At 73.1% G+C, this 23,193-nt stretch carries 23 protein-coding genes; 4 read left to right on the top strand and 19 right to left on the bottom strand.

The genetic code is table 11. The features are described 5' to 3' along the window. Window positions 1-69 precede the first annotated feature (69 nt). On the bottom strand, window positions 70-915 hold the full coding sequence (locus tag ACH4UK_RS35255) for a glycoside hydrolase family 19 protein (protein WP_398363262.1): 846 nt from the start codon (window positions 913-915) through the stop codon (window positions 70-72). A gap of 185 nt (window positions 916-1,100) precedes the next feature. Between ACH4UK_RS35255 and ACH4UK_RS35250 the strand changes: the two genes are divergently transcribed. After that, complete coding sequence (locus tag ACH4UK_RS35250) at window positions 1,101-2,213, top strand: DUF6183 family protein (RefSeq protein WP_398363084.1); 1,113 nt, start codon at window positions 1,101-1,103, stop codon at window positions 2,211-2,213. 76 nt (window positions 2,214-2,289) lie between these two features. On the opposite strand, the gene ACH4UK_RS35245 is transcribed toward ACH4UK_RS35250, so the two are convergent. After that, window positions 2,290-3,573: an adenylosuccinate synthase gene (locus ACH4UK_RS35245; RefSeq protein WP_205084861.1), complete on the bottom strand. Its 1,284-nt coding sequence runs from the start codon at window positions 3,571-3,573 to the stop codon at window positions 2,290-2,292. Between the two features lie 186 nt (window positions 3,574-3,759). On the opposite strand from ACH4UK_RS35245, the gene ACH4UK_RS35240 reads away from it, so the two are divergent. The 3 genes from ACH4UK_RS35240 to ACH4UK_RS35230 all read left to right on the top strand — a co-directional run bounded on the left by ACH4UK_RS35240 (window position 3,760) and on the right by ACH4UK_RS35230 (window position 5,367). Next, on the top strand, window positions 3,760-4,638 hold the full coding sequence (locus tag ACH4UK_RS35240; protein WP_398363082.1) for a diacylglycerol kinase: 879 nt from the start codon (window positions 3,760-3,762) through the stop codon (window positions 4,636-4,638). A gap of 32 nt (window positions 4,639-4,670) precedes the next feature. Then, window positions 4,671-4,943 (top strand): DUF1876 domain-containing protein, encoded by a 273-nt coding sequence (locus tag ACH4UK_RS35235; RefSeq protein WP_398363081.1) that lies wholly within the window; start codon window positions 4,671-4,673, stop codon window positions 4,941-4,943. Window positions 4,944-5,019: 76 nt separating this feature from the next. Then, window positions 5,020-5,367, top strand: a complete 348-nt coding sequence (locus tag ACH4UK_RS35230; RefSeq protein ID WP_398363079.1) for a hypothetical protein — start codon at window positions 5,020-5,022, stop codon at window positions 5,365-5,367. A gap of 18 nt (window positions 5,368-5,385) precedes the next feature. On the opposite strand, the gene ACH4UK_RS35225 is transcribed toward ACH4UK_RS35230, so the two are convergent. The 17 genes from ACH4UK_RS35225 to ACH4UK_RS35145 all read right to left on the bottom strand — a co-directional run bounded on the left by ACH4UK_RS35225 (window position 5,386) and on the right by ACH4UK_RS35145 (window position 23,156). Beyond that, window positions 5,386-6,591, bottom strand: a complete 1,206-nt coding sequence (locus ACH4UK_RS35225; RefSeq protein ID WP_398363077.1) for a cytochrome P450 — start codon at window positions 6,589-6,591, stop codon at window positions 5,386-5,388. Window positions 6,592-6,679: 88 nt separating this feature from the next. Then, entirely contained in the window at window positions 6,680-7,348 is a 669-nt protein-coding gene (locus ACH4UK_RS35220) for a response regulator (RefSeq protein ID WP_398363075.1), read from the bottom strand. Further along, window positions 7,345-8,673, bottom strand: a complete 1,329-nt coding sequence (locus ACH4UK_RS35215; protein ID WP_398363073.1) for a sensor histidine kinase — start codon at window positions 8,671-8,673, stop codon at window positions 7,345-7,347. Before ACH4UK_RS35215 ends, ACH4UK_RS35220 begins: the two co-directional genes overlap by 4 nt. Window positions 8,674-8,827: 154 nt before the next feature. After that, window positions 8,828-9,655, bottom strand: a complete 828-nt coding sequence (locus ACH4UK_RS35210; RefSeq protein ID WP_398363071.1) for an NAD(P)H-binding protein — start codon at window positions 9,653-9,655, stop codon at window positions 8,828-8,830. Between the two features lie 122 nt (window positions 9,656-9,777). Next, window positions 9,778-10,701, bottom strand: coding sequence for an alpha/beta hydrolase family protein (locus tag ACH4UK_RS35205; protein WP_398363069.1), 924 nt, complete (start codon window positions 10,699-10,701; stop codon window positions 9,778-9,780). Between the two features lie 122 nt (window positions 10,702-10,823). Beyond that, on the bottom strand, window positions 10,824-12,038 hold the full coding sequence (gene kynU, locus ACH4UK_RS35200; RefSeq protein WP_398363068.1) for a kynureninase: 1,215 nt from the start codon (window positions 12,036-12,038) through the stop codon (window positions 10,824-10,826). Next, entirely contained in the window at window positions 12,031-12,879 is an 849-nt protein-coding gene (locus tag ACH4UK_RS35195) for a tryptophan 2,3-dioxygenase family protein (RefSeq protein WP_398363066.1), read from the bottom strand. The genes kynU and ACH4UK_RS35195 overlap by 8 nt, the downstream gene beginning before the upstream one ends. 185 nt (window positions 12,880-13,064) lie before the next feature. Then, window positions 13,065-13,478 (bottom strand): DUF3151 domain-containing protein, encoded by a 414-nt coding sequence (locus ACH4UK_RS35190; protein ID WP_398363064.1) that lies wholly within the window; start codon window positions 13,476-13,478, stop codon window positions 13,065-13,067. A 99-nt stretch (window positions 13,479-13,577) separates the two neighbouring features. After that, window positions 13,578-15,086, bottom strand: coding sequence for a DHA2 family efflux MFS transporter permease subunit (locus ACH4UK_RS35185; RefSeq protein WP_398363062.1), 1,509 nt, complete (start codon window positions 15,084-15,086; stop codon window positions 13,578-13,580). Window positions 15,087-15,483: 397 nt separating this feature from the next. Continuing rightward, the gene (locus ACH4UK_RS35180; protein ID WP_398363061.1) at window positions 15,484-16,647 is read right to left on the bottom strand and encodes a MalY/PatB family protein; all 1,164 of its coding nucleotides are present in this window, start codon (window positions 16,645-16,647) and stop codon (window positions 15,484-15,486) included. 95 nt (window positions 16,648-16,742) lie between these two features. Then, window positions 16,743-17,774, bottom strand: coding sequence for a class II fructose-bisphosphate aldolase (gene fbaA / locus ACH4UK_RS35175; RefSeq protein WP_398363059.1), 1,032 nt, complete (start codon window positions 17,772-17,774; stop codon window positions 16,743-16,745). 143 nt (window positions 17,775-17,917) lie between these two features. Further along, window positions 17,918-18,457 carry an orotate phosphoribosyltransferase gene (gene pyrE, locus ACH4UK_RS35170; protein ID WP_398363057.1) on the bottom strand — a complete coding sequence of 180 codons (540 nt, stop codon included), beginning with the start codon at window positions 18,455-18,457 and terminating at the stop codon, window positions 17,918-17,920. Window positions 18,458-18,505: 48 nt separating this feature from the next. Beyond that, entirely contained in the window at window positions 18,506-19,297 is a 792-nt protein-coding gene (locus ACH4UK_RS35165; protein WP_398363056.1) for an aldose 1-epimerase, read from the bottom strand. Between the two features lie 20 nt (window positions 19,298-19,317). Then, window positions 19,318-20,256, bottom strand: coding sequence for an SRPBCC domain-containing protein (locus ACH4UK_RS35160; RefSeq protein WP_398363054.1), 939 nt, complete (start codon window positions 20,254-20,256; stop codon window positions 19,318-19,320). An 80-nt stretch (window positions 20,257-20,336) separates the two neighbouring features. Beyond that, a complete protein-coding gene (locus ACH4UK_RS35155; RefSeq protein ID WP_398363052.1) occupies window positions 20,337-21,932 on the bottom strand; it encodes a polyamine aminopropyltransferase in 1,596 nt (531 codons plus the stop codon). A gap of 67 nt (window positions 21,933-21,999) precedes the next feature. Next, window positions 22,000-22,521 carry a DUF2617 family protein gene (locus tag ACH4UK_RS35150; RefSeq protein WP_398363051.1) on the bottom strand — a complete coding sequence of 174 codons (522 nt, stop codon included), beginning with the start codon at window positions 22,519-22,521 and terminating at the stop codon, window positions 22,000-22,002. Between the two features lie 332 nt (window positions 22,522-22,853). Next, a complete protein-coding gene (locus ACH4UK_RS35145; RefSeq protein ID WP_398363049.1) occupies window positions 22,854-23,156 on the bottom strand; it encodes a hypothetical protein in 303 nt (100 codons plus the stop codon). Between the last annotated feature and the right edge of the window lie 37 nt (window positions 23,157-23,193).

Here is a 23,193-nt window from a genome sequence, read left to right as displayed (position 1 = left end):
AGGTAAAATCTTCCGGCCCGCCCAGCATGCGGACGGTTCCGGCCACCCGGCGGACGCGCCCACGCAGGCTCAGCAGGTGAGCCCGGACCCCGGGGCCACTCCGACGATGCCGGTGATGCGCTCGTACCGCTCCACCCGCGCCGCGACCGAGGCCGGGTTGCCGCCGTCGCACTCCAGGGCCCCGTTGAGCGAACGGATCGTCTCGCCGAAGCCCGCACCGCCGACCATCGCGTCGTGCGAGGTCATGATGCCGGGGCCGTTCTGGGTGTTCCAGTACCAAAGGGCGGTGGCCCAGGCGACGGACGGATCCCGCTCGACCAGCCAGGGGTCGTTCAGCAGGTCGAGCCCGAGGGCGTCCCCGGCGGCCTTGTAGTTGAAGTTCCAGCTGAACATGATCGGGCCGCGCCCGTAGTACGCCTCACGCCCCGCCGGGCAGCCGAAGGGCTGGGTGTCGTCGCACTTGCGCCAGTAGTTGGCCTCGTTGATCTCCTTGACGTACTTCAGCCCCACCGACTCGAAGTCCGCGTGCGTCAGGAAGGCCGCCGCCTCCCGGGCCCGGGTCCCCGGCGTACCGACGTTGGCGAAGCGCGGGTAGGCGTGCAGCGCGTCGATCAGGCCCTGGTACGTGTAGAAGGGGTCGCGGTCCGGGAAGATCTCGTCGAACCGCTCCTCGCTGATGACGAAGTCGGACACCCCTCCCGTACAGGCACCCCGGTCGGACCAGGCGGCCCCGGCGCCCGGATTCTGGCCGTGGTTCCACCACCGGGCACTCCAGTTGCGGCCGTGGTGGGAGACGGTGTCCCCGGCGCGGTAGTCGGCCGACGCGCTGTGGAGCGGCGCGCAGGGCTCGGCGGCGGGGGCGGGGGCCGACGCGGCGGGGGTCGCCGTGACGAGAGCGGCGGCGAGGGCGGCCAGCGCGGCCGGCACGGTCAGGAGCCTCGTGAAGCGGTCGATGCGATACAGAGCTGCTCACTCCTTCGGCGCGGCACACCGAGCGCCCCGGCGGGCCGACATGGGGATCACCAGCCAAGACCTATTGGTCTGGACCTGTCAAGGTCTGGACCATCAACCGCCTGGTGATGCGCCTAGGGTGAGAAACCGTGAACGACACCCCTGACGACTCCCGGCGCTTCTCCTGGCAGACGGCCCAACAGCGCGCCGCACAGGGCGACTCCCGCCAGGTGGCCGACCTGGCGTTGGAGCTGACGGACCGGATCGAAACGGTCACCAGCAAGAAGCGCGAGCACGAGCACCAACTGGCCATGCTGGTAAGAGTCCTGGCCATCACCACCGGCCACGACAGCCTGACCCAGCTCCTGCGGCTGTTCACCCGGGATCAAGCCCCGGGGGTCGACCTCGCGCCCCGCTTCGTGGCCTCGCTCCTGGCGGAGCACCGGGAGGCGGCCGACCTGGTCGGCCCGCTCTCCGAGCGCGACGCGCGGGGCCGCCTGGACGAGCTGCGCAGCTGCCTCCTCCACGAGCTGATCCTGCGGGACGTGGACGTGGACGCGTTCGTGAAGACGAGAGACTGGACGCGCGTGCTGTACGGCGGTCACCCGCTGGCGTGGCTGCCACGGCACCGCAGCGCGCTGGAGACCCGGCTCCACTTCCCCAGCCGCTCGGTCAACGGCAGCGCACGCTCCGCCGGGGTCACCCTGCCGACCGAGGGCCGGGTCGACCCGCCGACACCCCGTACGAAGGAGCGGTCGGCGCTGGTGGACTCGGCCACTCTCGATCTGCACAGCACGATCATCGCCGCGCCGAAGGCAGGCGGCTGGGGGGACTCGGAGGCCTGGGTCTTCCGGACGGCCGAGGAAGTGGAGCCCGGCCGGGTCCCCGCACTGCTGCCGACCCTGCCGATGGGATGCGTCGAGGGGCTCGGCGCCACGGGCCGCTTCGAGATCGCCCGCCGCCCCGCCGACGAGATCTGGAACCTGCTCTTCGCCACCGCGTCGATGGGCGGCATGTACCACCACGGGGCGCACGGCGCGTACGGGCGGCTGTGGGCGTGGAAGTCCCTGGCCGCCCTCAGCGACGCCCCGGCGGAGGCGAGCGCGGAGGAGGTGGAGCAGCACGCCCGGCGGACGACGTGGTTCCACTTCGAGTCGGACGCGGAGTGGTTCCACAACGAGGCCTGCACCGACTACGGCATCGCCGCCCTCTCCCCCGACCGCCGCCGGATCGCGGTGCTCGCGGCGACGGACACCGACTGAGGCGGGCCCCACGGCCCGCGGAAAAGCCGTGGGGCCCGGGATCATTCCGATCCCGGGCCCCACGGACAGCTGCTGTCTACAGGAACGAGTTGATCTCGATGGTCTCGGTCCGGCCGGGGCCGACGCCGATCGCGGAGATCGGTGCGCCCGACATCTCTTCCAGGGCCTTCACGTACGCCTTCGCGTTCTTCGGCAGGTCGTCGAAGGTCTTGGCCTTGGTGATGTCCTCGGACCAGCCCGGGAGGTTCTCGTAGATCGGCTTCGCGTGGTGGAAGTCGGTCTGGTTGTACGGGAGTTCCTCGACGCGCTTGCCGTCGATCTCGTACGCCACGCAGACCGGGATCTGCTCCCAGCCGGTGAGGACGTCGAGCTTGGTGAGGAAGAAGTCGGTCAGGCCGTTGACCCGGGTCGCATACCGCGCGATCGGGGCGTCGAACCAGCCGCAGCGACGGTCACGGCCGGTGGTGACACCGCGCTCGCCGCCGATGCGCCGCAGCGCCTCGCCGTCCTCGTCGTGGAGCTCGGTGGGGAACGGACCGGCCCCGACCCGCGTCGTATAGGCCTTGAGGATGCCGATGACGCGGCTGATCTTCGTCGGGCCGACGCCGGCGCCGGTGCAGGCGCCGCCCGCGGTCGGGTTCGACGAGGTGACGAAGGGATACGTGCCGTGGTCGACGTCGAGCAGGGTGCCCTGGCCGCCCTCGAAGAGGACGACCTTGCCCTCGTCGATGGCATCGTTCAGGATCAAGGTCGTGTCGGCGACGAACGGCTTGATCTGCTCCGCGTACTGGAGCATGTCCTCGACGACCTTGCCGGCCTCGATGGCCCGCCGGTTGAAGACCTTGGCCAGGAGCTGGTTCTTCTGCTCCAGGGCCGCCTCCACCTTCTGCTCCAGGATCGACTCGTCGTAGAGGTCCTGGACGCGGATCCCCACCCGGTTGATCTTGTCGGCGTACGTCGGACCGATGCCCCGGCCCGTCGTGCCGATCTTGCGCTTCCCCAGGAAGCGCTCGGTCACCTTGTCGAGCGTGACGTTGTACGGAGTGATCAAATGAGCGTTGCCGCTGATCAGAAGCTTGGACGTGTCGACGCCTCGCTCGTTCAGACCGCTCAGCTCGGAGAGCAGGACCGCCGGGTCGACCACGACACCGTTCCCGATGACCGGGGTACACCCCGGCGACAGGATTCCGGACGGGAGGAGATGCAGTGCGTACTTCTGGTCGCCTACGACGACCGTGTGACCGGCGTTGTTGCCGCCTTGGTAACGCACCACATAGTCCACGGATCCACCGAGGAGGTCGGTGGCCTTCCCCTTGCCCTCGTCACCCCACTGAGCACCGAGCAGCACAAGTGCGGGCACAGGCGTACACCCCTTCCGGGCGGGGCATGTCCAAGGTCAGGGGGCGTACGTAAAGGTCGTACCTGCCGCACGACGATGTACGGCAAAGCCTGAGCCGTCGAACCGGGTGCCCCGGAATAGACGAAGCCCCTGGCGCAATAGCGCAAGGGGCTCTTGCACCAAGATGCTACCCGAGGAAGGACCGAGGTGTCGGCTGCAGAGCCCCCCGGCGACGGCGACGACCAGCTCCTGGTGGTCATCGACCCGGTCGCCCGCCGGACCGACGGCGAGTCCGTCCGTATCGCCAAGGACGTGCTGAGCGCCGGTTCGCACGCCAAGATCTGCCTTCCGGACACCCCCGAGGAGTTCGCGCGGGCCCTGTCCCGGCGGGGTTCGCGCCGGCCCGTGGTGGTCGGCGACGATCACGCACTGCTGCGCGCGGTGGCCCAGCTGCACCGTGAGAGGGAGCTGGCCGATGGCGTCCTCTCCCTGATCCCCGTGGGCGCGGCGCACGCCCTGGAGGTGGCCCACGCCCTCGGCGTCCCCCGGGGCGCGGTGGCCGCGGCACGGACCGCGCTGGACGGCGCCGCGCGCCGGCTGGACCTCCTGGTCGACGACAGCGACGGCGTCGTCCTGGGCCGCCTGCGCATCCCCGCCCCGGTGCAGCCGCCCGGCGCCGGACCGCAATCGGGCGTCACGGCCGTCTGGGACACCTGCCGCTCGCTGATGACGTCCCTGGTCCGCCCGGCCCCGGTCGCCGCCGCCGCGCACCCGGGCACGCACCGCCTGCGCATCGAGGCGGACGGGGTGCTCCTGAGCGACCTGGACACGCCGGTGCGGGGCATCTCGGTGACCTCCCAGGGCGGCGGCGGCCTGGCCGACGTCGTCGTGCGCACCGCAGCGGGCGAGGACGTCACGGCGGAGGCCAAGGCCGTCACGGTCTCCGGCGCGGACTTCCGCTACCGGGCGGACATACAGACCGGGGGGCCGGTGCGCACCCGGACCTGGACGGTCCGGGCGGGCGCCTGGGGGCTGATGCTGCCGGGCCCGGCGAGCGCGGACGGGGCGGCGGGCGCACGCTGGTAACAGACGCCCGGAACGTCCCGGAGGTGTTCGTCATGACCAGAATCGCTGTCGGATGGCACATCGACCTCGCCTTCGAGGAGGACACCCACCGCACCCGCGCGGCGGCCCTCGTCCGCCTCTCCGACGGAACGGAGATACGCGCCCACGGCTACGCGAGCCGCCATCCCTCCGACTCCGACCAACAGCGGGTCGGCGAGGAGATCGCGGGGGCCAGGGCGCTCAACGAGCTGGCCATGAAACTGCTGACCAAGGCGCACGGGGAGATCGACGAGGTGTCCGGCAGGTCGTCCTACCCGCTGACGTGACGCCCTCCTCCCGGGGCGCGAGGCTCCGGGCGGGCCCCCCGGAACCGCGCCCGCACCCCGCCGCGTCCCCCCGGGCATGGACACCCAGAACCCGCGGCGCGAAGCCCTCCTCGGAACGGCCGGCTGCCTGACCGCCTTCACCGGCGCCCTCGCCGGCATCGCGCTCTGGGCCCCCTACGGCAAGGACGGCCTCGTCGACGGCTTCGAGGGGGCCACGAACTGGGACGTGGTCTGGTTCGGCCTGCCCCTCATGGTCCTCGGCGGGATCGCGGCGGCGCTGGCCGTCCTGTCCCTGGTCCGCGGCCGGTGGCGGTGGGCGCTCGGCCTCGTCGCGGCCGTGGCGGTGCTCGCCGCGACCGGATACGGCCTCGACGCGCTGGAGGGCCCGCCGAGGCCGGAGTGCTCCGGCCGGCAGCCCTGCTGAGACCCGCAGTCGCGGCCCCTACACCTCCGCCCGCAGCTCCTTCAGCCCCCGGATGACATACCCCGGCTGCCACTCCGGCTCGGCCGTCATCCGCAGCGCGGGCGCCTTGCGGAGCAGCTCCCCGAAGGAGGCGGCCAGCTCCAGCCGGGCCAGCGGGGCGCCCAGGCAGAAGTGGATGCCCGCGCCGAAGGTGACGTGCGGGTTGTCCGGCCGGGCCAGGTCCAGCGTGTCCGGCCGCGCGAACCGCTCCGGGTCCCGGTTGGCCGAGCCGAACAGCAGCGCCACCTCCGCACCCCGGCCGATCACCTGGCCGTCGATCTCGATGTCGTCCAGCACCCACCGCTCGAACATCTGCAACGGGGTGTCGTAGCGCAGGACCTCCTCGATCGCGCCGGGCAGCAGCCCGGGGTCGGCGCGCAGGGCGGCCAGCTGCTCCGGGTGGTGGAAGAGCGTGCGCCAGCCGTTGACCGTGGTGTTCACCGTCGCCTCGTGGCCCGCGTTCAGCAGCAGCACACAGGTCGAGATCATCTCCTGCTCGGTCAGCCGCTCGCCCTCGTCGTGGGCGGCGATCAGGGCCGAGACCAGGTCCGCTCCGGGGTGCGCGCGCCGCTCGGCGATGAGCCCGCGCAGATACCCGGAGAACTCGACGGAGGCACGGACGGCGGCCTCCGCCGTGGCCTCGGAGGGGTTCAGCTCGAACATCCCGCAGATCGCCGCCGACCAGGGCCGCAGCAGGCCCCGGTCCGCCTCCGGGACGCCCAGCATCTCCGCGATCACGGCGACCGGCAGCGGTTCCGCGACCTCCGCGAGGAGATCGCCGCCGCCCTTGGCCACGAAGGCGTCGACCAGCTCGGCCGCCAGCCGCCGGACGGTCGGGGCGAGGCCCTCGACCGTGCGCGGGGTGAACGCCTTGGAGATCAGCCGCCGGATCCGGGGATGGTCGGGGGCCTCCAGATCGAGGATGCCCTGCCCGTTGAGCGTGGTGAACGGCTCGTGCGCGGCGGGCGGCGGGGTGCGGCCGAACTCCTCGTGGCTGAAGCGGTGCAGATACGTACGGCCCAGCCGCCGGTCGCGCAGCAGGGCCGAGACGTCGGAGTGGTGCGGGATCAGCCACTGCCCCGTCGGCTCGAACCAGTGCGCCCGGCCGGTGGCGCGCAGCGCGGCGTAGGCGGGGTAGGGATCGGCGACGAACGCGGGCGACCAGGGGTCGAAGGACACGTGCATGACCCGACGCTACCCGTGTCCGCCCGCGCCGCAAGGGGTGCGGCGAAGCTGTGCGCGTACGCCGCCCGACCGCGCCGCCGGGGATCCCCTACCCCGGCGTGACCAGCCGCGCCTCGTACGCGAACACCGCCGCCTGGGTCCGGTCGCGCAGCCCCAGCTTCACCAGGATGCGGCTCACATGCGTCTTGATCGTGGACTCGGCGACGATCAGGTGCGAGGCGATCTCCGCGTTGGAGAGCCCCTGCGCGATCAGGACGAGCACCTCCGTCTCGCGCTCGGTGAGATCGCCGATCCGGGCCAGGGCGGGCGGGCGCGGGGTCTCCGCGAGCTTGGAGAACTCGGTGATCAGCCGCCGGGTCACCGTCGGGGCGAGCAGCGCCTCGCCCGAGGCCACCACCCGTACCCCGTCGGCGAGCTGCCGGGCGGAGGCGTCCTTGAGGAGGAAGCCCGAGGCCCCGGCCCGCAGCGCCTGGTAGACGTACTCGTCGAGGTCGAAGGTCGTCAGCACCAGCACCTTCGCGTCGGCGTCCTGCGCGACGATCTCGCGGGTCGCCTCGATGCCGTTCATCTCCGGCATGCGGATGTCCATCAGGACGACGTCCGGGCGCAGGGCGGCGACCTGGGCGAGGGCCTGCCGCCCGTCCACCGCCTCTCCCACCACGGTGATCCCCGGCATCGCGTTGAGCAGGACCGAGAAGCCCTCGCGGACCATCATCTGGTCGTCGACGATCAGGACCCGGATGTCGGTGTCGCTCATGCGCTGCCGTCCCGTTCGATGACGGCCGTCTCGGCGCCGGCCGCCGCGTCCCGTGCCTCCGGCTCCTGGGACGGCGGCACGGGCAGGAAGACGGCGATCTCGTACCCGCCGTCCGCCGTCGTGCCGGCCGTCATCTCGCCGTTCAGCATCGCGACGCGCTCCCGCATCCCGGTGATCCCGTGCCCGGCCCCGGGCGAGGGCTTGACCAGGCCCCGTGGGGGTCCGTTGACCACCCGCAGCCCCAGCCCGCCGAGGACATAGCCGAGCTCGACCCGGGCGGAGGCGCCCGGCGCGTGCCGCAGGCTGTTGCTCAGGGCCTCCTGGACTATCCGGTACGCCGACAGCTCGACGCCCTGCGGCAGCTCGCGGACGGCCCCGGTGATCACCTTCTCGGTCTCCAGACCCGTCTCGCGGACGTTGTCCAGGAGCCCGTCGAGGGCGGCGAGGGTGGGCTGCGGGGCGTCCGGGGCCTCGTAGTCCTCCGCCCGTACGACCCCGAGGACGCGGCGCAGCTCGGTGAGGGCGGCCACGGCGTTCTCCCGGATGGTGACGAAGGCCTGCTCCAGCTCGGGCGGCGGGTTCTCGACCCGGTAGGGGGCGGCCTCGGCCTGGATCGCGACGACCGACATGTGGTGGGCCACCACGTCGTGCAGCTCCCGGGCGATGGTGGTGCGCTCCTCCAGCAGGGTGCGCCGGTCGCGCTCGACGGCGGTGACGGTGCGCTGCACGGTGACCTCGTGCTCGGCGTCGCGCCGGATCTGGACCACGGCGACGACGAGCAGCGCGAAGGCGGAGAGCGTCGCCAGGGGTGCCGTGATGGACGGGTCGCCGCCCTCCAGCATCATCCCGAACAGCAGGGTCAGCAGCCACATCCAGGCGGCCGTACGGGGCCGGGTGCGGGCGGCCACCACCACCATGACCACCACCTGCGCCGCGAAGGCGCTCGGCCCCCACAGCCCGTCGTTGCCCAGGACCCCGCAGAGGACGGTCGCCAGCATCGAGCCCCAGAACGCGGCGACCGGCCGGACGAGGGTCATCGCCACCGCGATCGCGGGCACCAGGCCCATCAGCAGGCGGAACCGCCACTCGGCGAAGCCGGCCATCATCACGAGGAAGGCGGCGAACAGCACCAGGGCGTGCGGGGTCCAGACGACGACCCGGCGCATCCCCTCGGGCAGCCGCCGGACGAGCCGTCCGTCGGGGTTCAGCGGCGGCAGGGGCCGGTAGGCGAGCACCTGGCGGAAGAGGTCCTCCCGCAGGCCGTCCAACGCCCCTGCGGCTGCCCGGAACTCCGGGCCACTGGTCTTTGTCTGGGTCTCGGTCACGCCTCCACGGTAGGCGGCGGCGGACGGCGGGTCGTCAGCATCACTACGGATTCCGGCGTATCCGCCTCAAGGACTACCCGCCTCCGCCGTGCCGCCCCGGGGACCGGAAAACCCCTGGCGGGGGCCCGGTCGGGCCCCCGGGCGAGGGCGTCGCTCAGGCCCCCGCGCGGAAGTGGTCCGCGTGCTCCCCGGCCCACTGCGCGAAGGTCCGCGCCGGACGCCCGGTGACCTTCTCCACCGTGTCGGTCACGGTCCGGCCCTCCGGCGGGGTGTTCCGGTAGACGTCGATCAGGAACGCGATCACGTCCTCCGGCATGCCCCGGCCCCGCCAGGTCTCCAGCGCCTGCTCCTCGGTCAGCTCGACCAGCTCCACGGCCGCGCCCCGCGCCGCCGCGATGGCCGCCGTCCTGTCGCCGACGGTCAGCACCTGCGGGCCGGTGACCAGGTAGGCCCGGCCGCCGTGGCCGTCCTCGGTGAGGGCCGCGGCGGCCACCGCCCCGATGTCCGCCTCGTGGACCATCGCGCTCAGCCGGCCGACGAACGGCTCGCGCACCACGCCCTCGCCCGTGATGCCGGGCGCCCACTCCAGGGCGTTCGCCATGAACTCCACCGGCATCACGACGGTCCAGGCGAGCTCGCTCGCGCGCACGGCCGTCTCCATCGGGGTGCCCTCGCCGCCGTGCAGGACGGTCACCCGGCGTACGCCCGCCTTCCCGGCCAGGGCGAGGATCTCCGGGCCGGTCTCCAGCGGGGCGAAGTACGCTCCGCCGAAGGTGATGAGGTGCAGCCCGGTCACCCCGTCCAGCGCCGGGACCAGCGACGCCGGGTCCGTGAGGTCACCGCGGACGACGTCGACCCCGGCCGGGAACTCGGCCCGCGCCGGGTCCCGGGTCAGGGCCCGGACCCGCTCGCCGCGCTCCAGCAGCTGCTCGACCACGCGGCGGCCGACCGTTCCCGTGGCTCCGGTCACCAGGATCGTCATGAGGGTCTCCTTCGTCGGTTCCGACTCCGTGTGAGCGGCAACAGAACCAACGTAGAGACCCTTGCGGACACCTTCCGTCCGCAACCGGGCCCGCGGGGACCGGCACCCCGGGGGGCGGGGGTTCACCAGGCGAGCTGGGTGATCTCCTCGGCCACGACCGCGCAGGCGTCGGCGGCCGGATCGATCAGCGGGAAGTGCCCGACGCCGCCGAGCAGCGTCAGCCCGACCGTCTCGCCGGACTTGGCCGCGGCGTCGACGTACGCCTCGGAGACGGCCTGCGGGACGACGATGTCCTCGACGCCCTGCACGATCGCGGTGGCGATGCCGGTCGGCAGCAGCACCCCGGGGTCGGCCTGTGCCGCCCGTTCCCCGACGTCGCCTTCGCCGCCCAGGAGTTGGGCGACCGCACCGTCGCACACCCCCAGCTCGATCGCCGTGCCGAAGTCCGCGATCGGGGCGAGCGCGACGACCCCGCGCAGCGGCGGCGGGGCGGGCAGCCGCCACGGCGAGCCCTCGGGCAGGACGTGCCGCGCCGCCGCCCACAGGGCGAGGTGCCCGCCCGCCGAGTGCCCGGTGACCACGATCCGCCGCACATCGGCCCCCGGCAGCTCACGGGCGGCCAGCGCGGGCAGGGCGTCCAGGGCCGCGGCCACGTCGTCGAGGGTCTCCGGCCAGCGCCCCGCGACGGGGCCCGCACCGGCCGGCCGGGCGCCCTCCTCGCCGCCGCGCTGCTGCGGGATGTCGTCACCGCCGCGCCGGTACTCCACGCTCGCCACGGCGAAGCCCCGGCGGGCCAGGAAGTCCGCGAGCGGGGAGACATGGGCCCGGTCGTACGGGGCCCGCCAGGCGCCGCCGTGCAGGAGGACGACGAGCGGGGCGCCGGTGCGGCCGTCGCGCGGCGCGTAGAAGTCGACGACCTGGTCGGGGTGGTCCCCGTAGGCGGCGGACCGGTCGGGGGCGACGGCGGGATGGGCGAACGCCGATGCGCTCTCGACCGCGTCCCGATCACGCGCGGCAGAATCCGGGGAACCCGGGGAATCCGACATGGTGCTCAACCGTCCTCTGCCCGTGGCCTATGCCTGTGCTCTGTCCCAACTGGGTTGACCTGCGGGGACGGTACCAGCACTCGGCACCGTCCCCGCCCGCCCGAACCCCTGTTGACGAACTGTCAGGAAGCGGGTTCCCCGGCGAGCACCTCGGCGAGGATCCGCGCCGCCCGTTCCACGTCGGCGAATCCCACGTACAACGGGGTGAAGCCGAACCGCAGCACGTCCGGCCGCCGCAGGTCGCCGACGACGCCCCGCTCGATCAGCCGGCGCATCACGGGCTCCGCGTCCTCGCAGCGCAGGGCGACCTGACTGCCGCGCTCCGCGTGCGCGGCCGGGGTGACGGGGACGACCCGACCCTGCGGCACGTAGGCCTCGACGCACTCCAGGAAGAAGTCCGTCAGCGCGAGGGACTTGGCCCGCACCAGGTCGACGGACACCCCCTCCCACACGTCCAGCGCCGCTTCCAGCGTCAGCATGGAGACGATGTCGGGCGTGCCGACCCGGCCCCGTACGGGACCCTCCCCCGGGGCGTAGTCGGGGGTCATCCCGAACGGGTCGGCGTGCGAGTTCCAGCCCGGCAGCGGTGAGTCGAAGGCGTCCTGGTGGCGTTCGGCGACGTACAGGAACGCGGGCGAACCGGGGCCGCCGTTCAGGTACTTGTAGGTGCAGCCGACCGCCAGGTCCACCCCGTGCTCGTCCAGCCCGACCGGCAGCGCGCCGGCACTGTGGCAGAGGTCCCAGACCGCGACCGCGCCCGCCGCGTGGACGGCGGCGGTCAGTCCGGGCAGGTCGTGCAGCCGGCCGGAGCGGTAGTCGACATGGTTGAGCAGCACGGCGGCGGTACGCGGGCCGAGCGCGGCCGGGACGTCGGCCGGTGCGACGGGCACGATCCGGTGACCGGTCAGCCGGGCGGCGGAGGAGGCGATGTACCCGTCCGTGGGAAAGGTCGTCGCGTCAACCAGGATCTCGTCACGTCCCCCGCCCGCGAGCCGGCTCGCGGCGACGACGGCCTTGAAGACGTTCACGCTCGTCGAGTCACCGACGACGATCTGCCCCGGGGAGGCCCCGACGAGCGGGGCGATCCGGTCACCGATCCGCTCGGGCGCGGTCCACCAGCCGCTCTCGTCCCAGGACCGGATGCGCAGCTCGCCCCACTGCCGGGTGAGGACGTCCCGTACCCGGGCGGGGACGTGGACGGGCAGCGCGCCCAGCGAGTTGCCGTCGAGGTAGACCCCCTCGTCGAGGGCGAACAGCCCCCGCCGGTCGGCGAGCGGGTCGGCGGCGTCGAGCTTCAGCGCCCGCTCGACAAGGTCGTCGCGGGTGGTCTCAGACATGGCTGCGCGCCGTCCACAGCTCCGGGAACACGTTCTTCGTGGCGCGCTTCTCCAGCCAGGCCACCCCGGCGGAGCCGCCGGTGCCGGTCTTGGAGCCCATCGCGCGCCGGGTGGCGACGAGGTGGTCGTTGCGCCAGCGCCAGACGAGCTCACCGACGTCGGTGAGCACCTCGCCGAGACGTACCAGCTCGTCGTTCTGGTCGTCGGAGGCGTAGATCTCCGCCCACACGGCCTCGACCTCGGGCGACGGCACGTACCGCTGGGTCAGGTCCCGGCCGGTGACCGCCTCGGGAACGGCGTATCCGCGCCGGGCGAGCAGGGCGAGGGTCTCGTCGTACAGGCTGGGCTCGCCGAGCGCCTTCTCCAGCTCGGCGTACACGCGGGGCGCGCCCCGGTGCGGCACCAGCATCGAGGCGGACTTGTCGCCGAGCAGGAACTCCATCCGCCGGTACATGGCGGACTGGAATCCGGATCCCTCGCCGAGGGATCCCCGGTAGGAGTTGAACTGGGCGGGGGTGAGTCCGGCCAGCGGCCGCCAGGACTCGTTGAGCGCCTCCAGCTCACGCAGCGAACGCTTCAGGGCATCGCGCGCGACGGGTATGCGGTCCTCGCGCAGGGCGCGGGTCGCGGTCTCCCACTCATGGACGATGACCGTGAACCACAGCTCCATGACCTGGGTGGTGACCAGGAAGACCATCTCGCCGGGATCGTCCGAGCGCAGGTGCTGGAGGTGGGTCAGGACGTCCGCCTGGACATAGTCCTCGTACGGGGTCGTTCCCGCGAAGTCCAGGTGCGGGGTGTCCGCACCGGTGGCTTCGGGGCCGGGGTGATTCGTCGACATCGCTGTCTCCTCGACACGAGCTTCCGGGTAGCGGTCCGCCCCTTCCATGAGGTGATGGGCTCCGGTCCCCTGCCTCGCATACTAGAGCCTTCGTTCGGACCGGGCCGGAATCAGGGAGCCGGGTCCGGAGCGAGGGCCTCCGCGCCTCCCCGCCCGGCGCACCGGGGCGGGGAGGGGCCGGGAAGTCAGCTCAGGATGTCGGCGGCGGTCGGCGAGGAGTCCCGCAGGAACGTCGAGCAGCGCTCGTGCTCCTCGGTCTCCCCGATCGACCCGGCGGCCCGCGCCAGGGCGTGCAGGGCGCGCAGGAAGCCGCGGTTCGGCTCGTGCTCGAACGGGACGGGGCCGTGGCCCTTCCAGCCGGCCCGGCGCAGGGAGTCGAGGCCGCGGTGGTAACCGGTGCGGGCGTACGCGTACGACTCGACGACCCGGCCGCCCTCGTACGCCTCGTCGGCGAGCTGCGCCCAGGCGAGCGAGGAGGTGGGGTACTTCGCGGCGACCTCGGCGGGCGGGGTGCCGGCGGCGAGCAGCTCGCGCGGCTCGGGATCGTCGGGGAGGTGGGTCGGGGCGGGGCCCCCGAGCAGGTTCTCGTGGATGGACATGGCTCAAGTGTGCCTGCCACGACGGCCCGGCCGCACCACACCCCGGGCTCGCGGCACAGCCCGTTCACACGGGCCGCGGGGCCCGGCCGGACGCGTACGTCACCGCTCGGCGCCCGGCCGGCGCTCCGGCTCCAGCGGTGGGGCGACGACCCCGCAGTGCACCGCGCACTCGGGCCGCTCGCCCCGGGCGGCGGCGGCCGGGCGGCGCACCGTCCACCAGGCGATGACCGCGCCCGCCACCAGCAGCCCGGCGCACATCGGCATCGCCCGCCGGAAGGTCGAGGCGAACTCGCCCGCGTCCCGGTACGCCTCGGGCCCCATCCCGGCGAGCAGCGGCAGGGCGGCCACCGCGATGAGGCCGGCGGCCCGCGCGGCCGCGTTGTTGATGCCGCTGGCCAGCCCGGCCCGCCCGGCGTCCACGGCGGCCAGGACCGTCGCGGTGAGCGGGGCGACGACCACGACGAGACCGGCCCCGAGCACCAGCACGGCGGGCAGCACCTCACTGACGTACGAACCGACGGACGGGGTGCCGGGCCCCACCCGCAGCATCAGGAGCATCCCGGCGGCGGCCAGCAGCGGCCCCACGGTGAGGGGGATGCGGGGCCCGATCCGCCGCCCCAGCTCCCCGGCCGACGCGGAGAAGAGCAGCATGAGCACCGTGGTCGGCAGCAGCGCGGTACCGGCCCCCAGCGCGGAGTACCCGGCGACGACCTGGAGCTGGATCGCGGAGAGGAAGAAGAAGCCGCCGAGGGCCGCGTAGACGCAGAAGGTCACCAGGTTGACCGAGGTGAACAGCCGGGAGCGGAAGATCGACGGCGGCAGCATCGGATCCGCCCGCCGCCGCTCGACCTGCACGAACGCCACTCCGAGGAGCACTCCGCCGAGCGCCGACCCGATCACCAGCGGCGACGCGCCCCGCCCCGGGGCCTCGATCAGCGCATACGTCACCCCGGCCAGCGCGAACGCCCCGAGCGCGGCCCCCAGCACGTCGAACCGGCCGTGCGCCGCCGGATCCCGCGACTCCGGTACGTGCCGGAGGGCGACGGGTACGCAGATCGCGGCGAGCGGCAGGTTGAGCAGGAACACCCACCGCCACCCGGGCCCGTCGACGAGCCAGCCGCCCACGAACGGCCCGACCGCCGCCCCGACCCCGCCGAACCCGGACCACAGGCCCACCGCGCGGGCCCGGTCGTCCGGATGGAAGCTCGCCTGGATGAGCGCCAGCGACCCCGGTGTGAGCAGCGCCCCGCCCACCCCCTGAAGGGCCCGCGCCGCGATGAGGACCCCCGCGTCCGGCGCGATCCCGCAGAGCAACGAGGCCAGCGCGAACCACACCACCCCCACCACGAACACCCGCCGCCGCCCGTACCGGTCCCCGAGCGCCCCACCGAGGAGGATCAGCCCGGCGAGCGTGAGCATGTACGCGTTGACGGTCCACTGGAGCGCGGCCAGGTCGGTGCCGAGGTCCTCGCCGATGCGGGGCAGCGCCACGTTGATGACCGTGGAGTCCAGCATCGCCATGCTGGAGCCGAGCACGGTGGTCAGAACGACCCAACGCCCGACGGAAGAAGCGACCCGGATCTCCCCGGGCGCGGGGACAACAGCCATGAGAGCAGCTTGCCCCAGCCCAGCCTTTCCGGCGAGACACGACCAGCCTGTCCGGCGCATGAGGAGCAGGCCCGCCTCTCAAGCCCCTCCGGCGATTGAGCGGGCCCACCTCTTAAGCCCCTCCGGCGATTGAGGAGCGGGCCCACCTCTCAAGCCCCTCCGGCGATTGAGGAGCGGGGGTCCGGGGGCAGAGCCCCCGCAACGGGGCCGGGGGGGGGGGGGGGCCCCCCCCCCCCCCCCCCCCCCCCCCCCCCCCCCCGCCCCCGCCCCCCCCCCCCCCCGCCGCCCCCCCCGGGGGGGGGGGGGGGCGGGGGGGGCGGGCGCGGGGGCGGGCCGGCCCGGCCCCCCCCCCCCCCCCCCCCGCAACGGGGCCCCGGGGGCCCCGCCCCCGGACCCCCTACCGCACGGCCCCCACCCCCCGCACCAACGCCTCAACCCCCCGCACAACCTTCTCCCGAGGACACCCCACGTTCAGCCGGACGAACCCCGGCGCCCCGTACACGGAACCCCCCATGATCGCCACCCCCTCCCGCTCCACCAGCACCCGCTGCAACGCCCCCTCGTCGACCCCCAGCGGCCGCAGGTCGATCCACGCCAGGTACCCGGCCTGCGGCGGCGTCCACCCCAGCTCCGGGAAGGCCCGGCCCAGCCGCTCCGCGACGAGCGCCAGGTTCCCCGCCACATACGCCCGCACCGCGTCCAGCCACGCCGCACCCTCCCGGTACGCCGCGATGTGCGCGGTCAGCGACAGCACGGCCGGAGACGCCAGCCCCTCCGCCGTCTCCATCCGCCGCAGGTACTCCGCCCGGTCGGCCGGATCGCCGATCAGCCCGTACGAACCGGTGAGCGCGGGAAAGTTGAACGCCTTCGACCCGGAGGTGATGAGCGCCCAGCGCCCCGCGCCCGCCACCCGCGTCCACGGCACATGGCCGCGCCCCGCCCACTCCTCGTGCACGAAGTCCGCGTGGATCTCGTCGCTGATCACCGCGACCCCGTGCCGCTCCGCGAGCTCCGCCGTCCGGGCCAGCTCATCGGCCGTCCACACCCGCCCGGTCGGGTTGTGGGGCGAGCACAGCACCAGGACCTTCGCATCGGGCCGGGACAGCTCACGCTCCAGCGCCTCCTCGTCCCCCACCGGCACCCCGCGCAGCTCGCGCCCGAGCCCGGTGACGGCCTTGCGGAAACCGTCGTACGTGGGGGTGTGGACGACGACGCCGTCCCCCTCCCCCGTCCACATCTGGAGAAGCTGGGAGAGCTGGTTGAGCACGGACGGCCCGTAGACGAGCTGCCCGGTGTCGATCGTGGTGCCGTACCGGGTGGCGTACCAGTGGGCGATCGCCGACCGGAAGTCGTCCTGCTGCCAGCTGGTGTAGCCGAACACTCCGTGCTCCAGCCGGGCCCGCAGCGCGGCGAGCACCTCGGGGGCCGTGGCGAAGTCCATGTCGGAGATGGTGAACGGCAGCAGGCCGTCGACCCCGAACCGGTCGGCGACCCCGTCCCACTGGACGCACCAGGTGCCCCGGCGGTCGATGACGGCGTCGAAATCGTAGGGCGCACCCACAACAAGCTCTCCTTGCTCGGCTCTCGGCACGGCAACGGGCCCGGCCCCCTGAGGGAGGGCCGGGCCCGCGACCGTACGTCCGTACTCGGTCGTGGCTACTTCAGCTTCGTACCGGTGGAGCGCAGGTTCGCGCAGGCCTCGGTGACGCGCTTGGCCATGCCGGCCTCGGCGGCCTTGCCCCAGGTGCGGGGGTCGTAGGTCTTCTTGTCGCCGACCTCGCCGTCGACCTTCAGGACACCGGCGTAGTTGCGGAACATGTGGTCCACGACCGGGCGGGTGAAGGCGTACTGGGTGTCGGTGTCGAGGTTCATCTTCACGACGCCGTTCTCCAGCGCGGTGGCGATCTCCTCGGCGGTGGAGCCCGAACCGCCGTGGAAGACGAAGTCGAACGGCTGGCTGCCGGCCGGCTTGCCGTACTTCTCGGAGACGCCCGACTGAAGGTCCTTCAGCAGCTCGGGACGGAGCACGACGTTGCCCGGCTTGTAGACGCCGTGGACGTTGCCGAAGGAGGCGGCCAGCAGGTAGCGGCCCTTCTCGCCCAGGCCGAGCGCCTCGGCGGTGCGCAGCGCGTCGTCGACGGTGGTGTACAGCTCGTCGTTGATCTCGTGCGTGACGCCGTCCTCCTCACCGCCGGTCGGGGTGATCTCGACCTCAAGGATGATCTTGGCGGCGGCGGCCTTGGCCAGCAGCTCCTGGCCGATGGCCAGGTTGTCGGCGAGGGTCTCGGCCGAGCCGTCCCACATGTGGGACTGGAACAGCGGGTTCAGACCCTTGGCGACGCGCTCCGCGGAGACGTCGAGCAGCGGACGTACGTAACCGTCCAGCTTGTCCTTGGGGCAGTGGTCGGTGTGCAGCGCGACGGTGACGTCGTACTTCGCGGCGACGATGTGCGCGAACTCGGCCAGGGCGACCGCGCCCGTGACCATGTCCTTGTTGTGCTGGCCGCCCAGGAACTCCGCACCACCGGTGGAGATCTGGACGATGCCGTCGCTCTCGGCCTCCGCGAAGCCGCGCAGGGCGGCGTGCAGGGTCTGGGACGAGGTCACGTTGATGGCCGGGTAGGCGAACTTGCCCGCCTTTGCCCGGTCGAGCATCTCGGCGTACGCCTCGGGGGTTGCGATGGGCATCTGACCGCTCCTTGGGATGTGCGGGTGTGCAGGCTTTGAGTCCCTGACCTGGGGGCGACGTCATCGTCGCCCCCATCTTCCCAGACTCCTCATCCGGCTCCACTCGGCGGACCCGGTTTCACGTGAAACCGTCCGCCCGGGGCTCAGCCCAGGTCGAGATCGGCCACCGAGTAGACGTGGACATACGGCAGACCGGCCTCGGCGATGGCCGGGGCAGCCCCGCGTTCCACGATCACGGCGACGGCGACGACCTCGCCGCCCGCCTCGCGCACCGCTTCGACGGCGGTCAGCGGCGAACCGCCCGTGGTCGAGGTGTCCTCGACGACCAGGCAGCGGCGGCCCTTCACCTCGGCGCCCTCGATCCGGCGCTGCATCCCGTGCGCCTTCTGCGCCTTGCGGACGACGAACGCGTCCAGGCTCTCACCGCGGGCGGCGGAGGCGTGCAGCATCGAGGTGGCGACCGGGTCGGCGCCGAGCGTCAGCCCGCCGACGCAGTCGTAGTCCAGCTCGGCGGTGGCGTCGAGCATGACCTGGCCGACCAGCGGCGCGGCCGTGCCGTCCAGCGTGATGCGGCGCAGGTCGATGTACCAGTCGGCTTCCAGACCCGAGGAGAGGGTCACCTTGCCGTGCACCACGGCCTTGTCCTTGATCTGCTGGAGCAGGTCAGCGCGTACGTCAGTCATGTCCACGAGGGTAAGCGGTGCCGCACCGGCCCACTCCCGGGCACCGGCTCAGAGCCGCACCCAGCTCCAGGTCGTCGTCAGCTCCAGCGGGTCGATCGGGGTCACCAGCCGGGGCGCGGTGTTCAGCCCGTTGGGCGGCCCGGACTGCGGCTCCACACAGACGGCCTCGTCCTGCTCGTCGTAGACGACCACCCAGGGACTGCGGCTCTTCACGGTCAGCTCCAGCTGCTCCGGCCAGGTGAGCTTCACGTCCACGCCGTCGGGCATGCCGAAGCAGTCGTCCCACGGTCCGGGCAACGGATCGATGCGCCGGCCGGTGGGCAGATGGTCCGCGCCGCGCTCCTCCTGCCAGTCGGCGTCGAAGGAGAGCTCGGCGTTTTGACCGCCCAGGTCGCGGTTGAACCAGGGGTGCCAGCCGGCCTGGGCCGGGAAGGAGTTGCCGTACGTCTCGACGGCGAGGCCGAGCGTCAGCGCGTCCGCGGTCAGCTCGAAGGTCTGCGTCACCCGGCCGGGGTAGGGCCAGGGGTCGGCGAGGTCGTAGTAGAACGACGCCTGGCCCCCGTCCGCGTGGGCGGTGTGCCAGGAGGTGTCCCGGCCGGTGCCGTGGATGGCGTGCGGCGGGGAGTTCAGCGGCAGTTCGTGGAGCGCGTCGCCGTTGCGGAACCGCCCGTTCGCGGTGCGCCCGCACCACGGCACCATCGGGAAACAGCCGTACCGATCGCCCTGCCGGAGCAGTTCGGCGTCCCCGATCCGCAGGCTGCTGATCCGGCAGCCGTGCCCGGGGTCGACGATCAACTCGGCGTCGCCGACGGTCAGCCTGACGTTCTGTTCGCTGCTCACCCGACGACCCTACTGGCGGCTCAGGGCCTCCGGCGTCGCAACGCCCGGCCCAGCACGACGGCGGAGGCGAGCGCGAGGGCGGCGGCCGGGGCGACCCACCGCAGGGCGGTGCTCGCACCGCCCGCCTCCGGGGAGGGCACGGGGGCGTAGCGGCCGCGCGGGGGCGCGTGGTCGACCTCCTCGGCACTGCGGCCGATCATGGTGCGGCGGGCGTGCGCGGCCTCGGCGGGCGGTTCGTCCGGAACGGTGAACTCCACACCGGCGACGGGGTCGAGCGAGGGCGGAGGCACCGGCGAGTCGAACACGGACCCGGAGTCACCCCCCGCATCAAGATCACGCTCAAGATCGACGTCGGCGTCAACTTCGGCGTCGACATCAGCTTCGACTTCGGCTGCGACTGCGGCTTCGGCTTCGGCGGAAGGGCCCTCGTCCTCGTCGCCCTCAAGCCCTTCGGCGACCACCGCGCCGCCCTCGTCCCCCGCCGCACCGCTCTCGTCCTCGGCCGGCGCGGCCAGTGACTCCGTCACCAGCTGCTGGGTGAAGCGGTCCAGGAGCCGGTGGGCGGCCGCGAGGGCCGCGCCCTCCTCCAGCTCGACCAGCCGGCCGTCCCCGCTCGCCGTACCGCTGTAGAGGAGCGTCGTCCCGCCGTCCGCCTCGCTGAGGCCGAGGGTCAGGGCCAGCTCGACCGTACCGGTGCCCCGGGCCTCCACGCCCTTCCCGGTCACCGCGTAGCGCTGCCCGTCCGAACCGCCGCCGTCCTCCGGGCCGGTGAACCGCAGCTCGCCCCGGTAGGTGATGGTGTGGCCGCCGGCCCGGAGCTTCAGCCGGCCCGCCAGGGGCGACGCCGACGCGTCGGCGTCCCGCTGGAGGCCGGGAACGCAGCGGGCGACCCGGACGGGATCGGCCAGCGCGCGCCGCAGGGTCGGTACGGGAACCGGAACGAACACCTCATGCTCCATGGAAGCCGAGCCTAATCGGCCGCGGCCCGCGCGTCAGCGCTTCGGCCCGCCGAGGGCCCGATGACCGCGCACCGGCGGCCTCACGCGTCTTCCCAGTACCGCGGATGGATCAGCGTCGAGGGGACCTGTCCCGGCAGCCGGGCGTCGTCCGCGGCCCGCGCCCCCTCACGCAGCTCCCGGTCCCCCAGCGAGCGCGGTACGGGGCCTCCGACGGCCAGCGCGGGCCGCGGCGGCCTGCCCGGTCCGGCGAGGAGGAAGCCCCAGTCCTCCCGCTCCCCCGCACCGCCGCCGCGGTCCGGGCTCGCGGCGAAGCCCGCGTACCGGCCGGTGACGCGGTACGGGCGGGTCGCCAGGCCCCCCGCGCGCACCGAGGCCTCCACCGTCCAGAAGGTCTGCGGCCGGGTCCCCAGCGGCCCGGCGTGCACCACGAGCCGCCCGTCCGGCGCGAGGGCCTCCGCGACCAGCCCGTAGAACTCGGCGGAATACAGCTTCGTACTGGCGGTGATGCCCGGATCCGGAAGGTCGCAGATCACCACGTCGTAGCGGCCGCGGTCGGCCCGGAGCCAGGGGAACGCGTCCGCGCCGACCGCAGTGAGGCGCGGGTCGCGGTAGGCGTGGCCGTTCAGCTCGGAGAGGGCGGGGTCGGTGCGGGCCAGTCGGGTGACGCCGGGGTCCAGCTCGACGAGGGTGACCGAGCGGACGTCCGGATAGCGCAGCACCTCGCGGGCGGCGAGTCCGTCGCCGCCGCCCAGGATGAGCACGCGGGCGCGGGGCCCGTTCATCGCGGGGTGGACCAGCGCCTCGTGGTAGCGGTACTCGTCGCGGGCGCTGACCCGAAGCCGGCCGTCCAGATAGAGGTCGAGGGAATCGCGGTCGGCGCCGGTCAGGACGACCTCCTGCACCCCGGTCTGCACGGCGACCCGCACCTGGTCCCCGTACACCGCCCGCCGCGCCGCCCGCTCGAAGTCGTCGACCAGCACCGTGGCGGTGGCCAGGACCGCGATCACCAGGACGTTGACCAGGACGAGGAGCCACCGGGAGCGGGAGCTGAGATCGCGCCGGAACAGCCACAGCACCAGCGCGCCGCCCGCCGCCGCATTGACCACGCCGGTGAACAGCGCGCCGGTCAACTGCCCCAGCGCCGGCAGCAGCAGGAAGGGGAACGCCAGCCCGCCGACCAGCGCGCCCACGTAGTCGGCGGCGAACAGGTCGGCGACGGCCCCGCCCGCGTCCTGCCGGTCGACGCGCTGGATCAGCGTCATCAGCAGCGGGATCTCCGCGCCGATCAGCACCCCGATCGCCAGCGAGAACCCGACCAGGGCGTACTGCGACTCGCCGAGCCAGGCGAACGAGGCGTAGAGCACCAGCGCCGAGGATCCGCCGATCAGGGCGAGGGCCGCCTCGATCATCCCGAAACCGACGGCGGCATGGCAGCGCAAACGTTTCGCGAGAAGGGAGCCGATGCCCATCGCGAAGACCATCACGGAGAGCACGACGGAGGCCTGGGTGACCGAGTCACCGATCAGATAGGAGGCGAGCGCGACCAGTTCGAGCTCGTAGACGAGGCCGCAGGCGGCGCAGACGAAGACCGAGGCCAGCACGAGGAACCGGCCGGTCCTCGGACGTACGGGAAGTGCTGCCGCGCCCCCTCGCAGCGACATCTGCTGGTCGATCATGACGCGAACGCTACGTCACTGCACCGTCGCGGCTTGTCACCCACACGGGTGTAAGTGCCCTGGCCACTCAGGCCGCGGGCGCGGGAATCCGCACCCCCACTCTGGTCCGGGTCACCACCAACTGCCCTTCCTGCGGGTACGCGTGCCAGGTGCGCCACCGCACCTGGCCCTCGATGCGCTGGGCGAGCATCGCGGTGAAGGCGTACGGGCTGCCGGGGAAGGTGCCCGCCAGGCCGTGCGGGTGGTCGCTCACGAGTGCGAGCAGTTCTTGCGCCCGCCCGGCGAACTGCCCCTGGGTCAGGGTCTCGACGCGGGCGGCGAATTCGTACTCCCAGTCCCCGAGCCGCTTCGCGACGCCGAGGGGCAGGGGGGTGCTGCTGCCGGGCATACAGGCCACGGTCTCGGAGCAGACGCCGCGGTCCTCCTGGAGGAGGACCTGGTGGGAGGCGCCGAGCAGCCTCAACTGGAGTTCGGCGCCGTCGAGCCGGAGGTCGAGGACCGCCAGGGCGGGCAGCGGCTCCCGCCCCAGCATCCAGGCCAGGTCGGCGGCGCGGGTATCGGAATAGGCCGTCTGGAGGGTGGTGAGCATGGGTGGGCTCCGCAAACACGCATGGACACCTGGACAGCGGGACACCCCCTGACGACTGCGCGTGGGAGGAGGGGGCGCCCGATCTGGTCCAACTGGGGTCCGAGGGCTGAATGTTCTCTTCCATGAGGGAATCACGAAGTACGCCGCACTCACAGCGTTTTCGACCAACTTGCCGTGGTTTCCATCCCCCCGGGGGCCCCACGGTTCAATTGTTCAAGCGAAAACGTCCGCGTCGCTCAACGAAAAGGCGTCCGGAGGGAGTTCACCCTCCGGACGCCCGGTGTCAGATCACTGTCGGTGACCGGGCCACGGCCCGGCCGACCGCGGCCCGGTCAGCTGCCGCCTCCGCCGCAGCCGCCACCGCCGCCACACGACGAACCGCCACCGCAGGACGAACCGCCGCCGCAGGAATGGCCCCCGGAGTGCCCGCCGGAATCGCCGCCGGTATGCCCGCCGGAGTCGGCGCCGCCCACCCACCAGCCTCCGCCGGCTCCCCCGGCCGAGGCCCCGCTCGCGGAGCGCCGGCGTCCGGCGCCCTTCTTCGACGAGCCGCCCCCGCCGAAGACCCCTCGCAGCACGATCAGCAGTGCGACGACGACGGACACGACGATCACTACCGTGATGAAGACGCCCATGCTCCCCACCCGCCCTTCTTCCCCCGAAGCGAGGTCC

This window comes from Streptomyces sp. NPDC020884 (genome assembly GCF_044333935.1).
Classification (GTDB): domain Bacteria; phylum Actinomycetota; class Actinomycetes; order Streptomycetales; family Streptomycetaceae; genus Streptomyces.
Note: the sequence above shows the minus strand (reverse complement) of the source record. Positions and strands in the feature narration are given on the sequence as shown.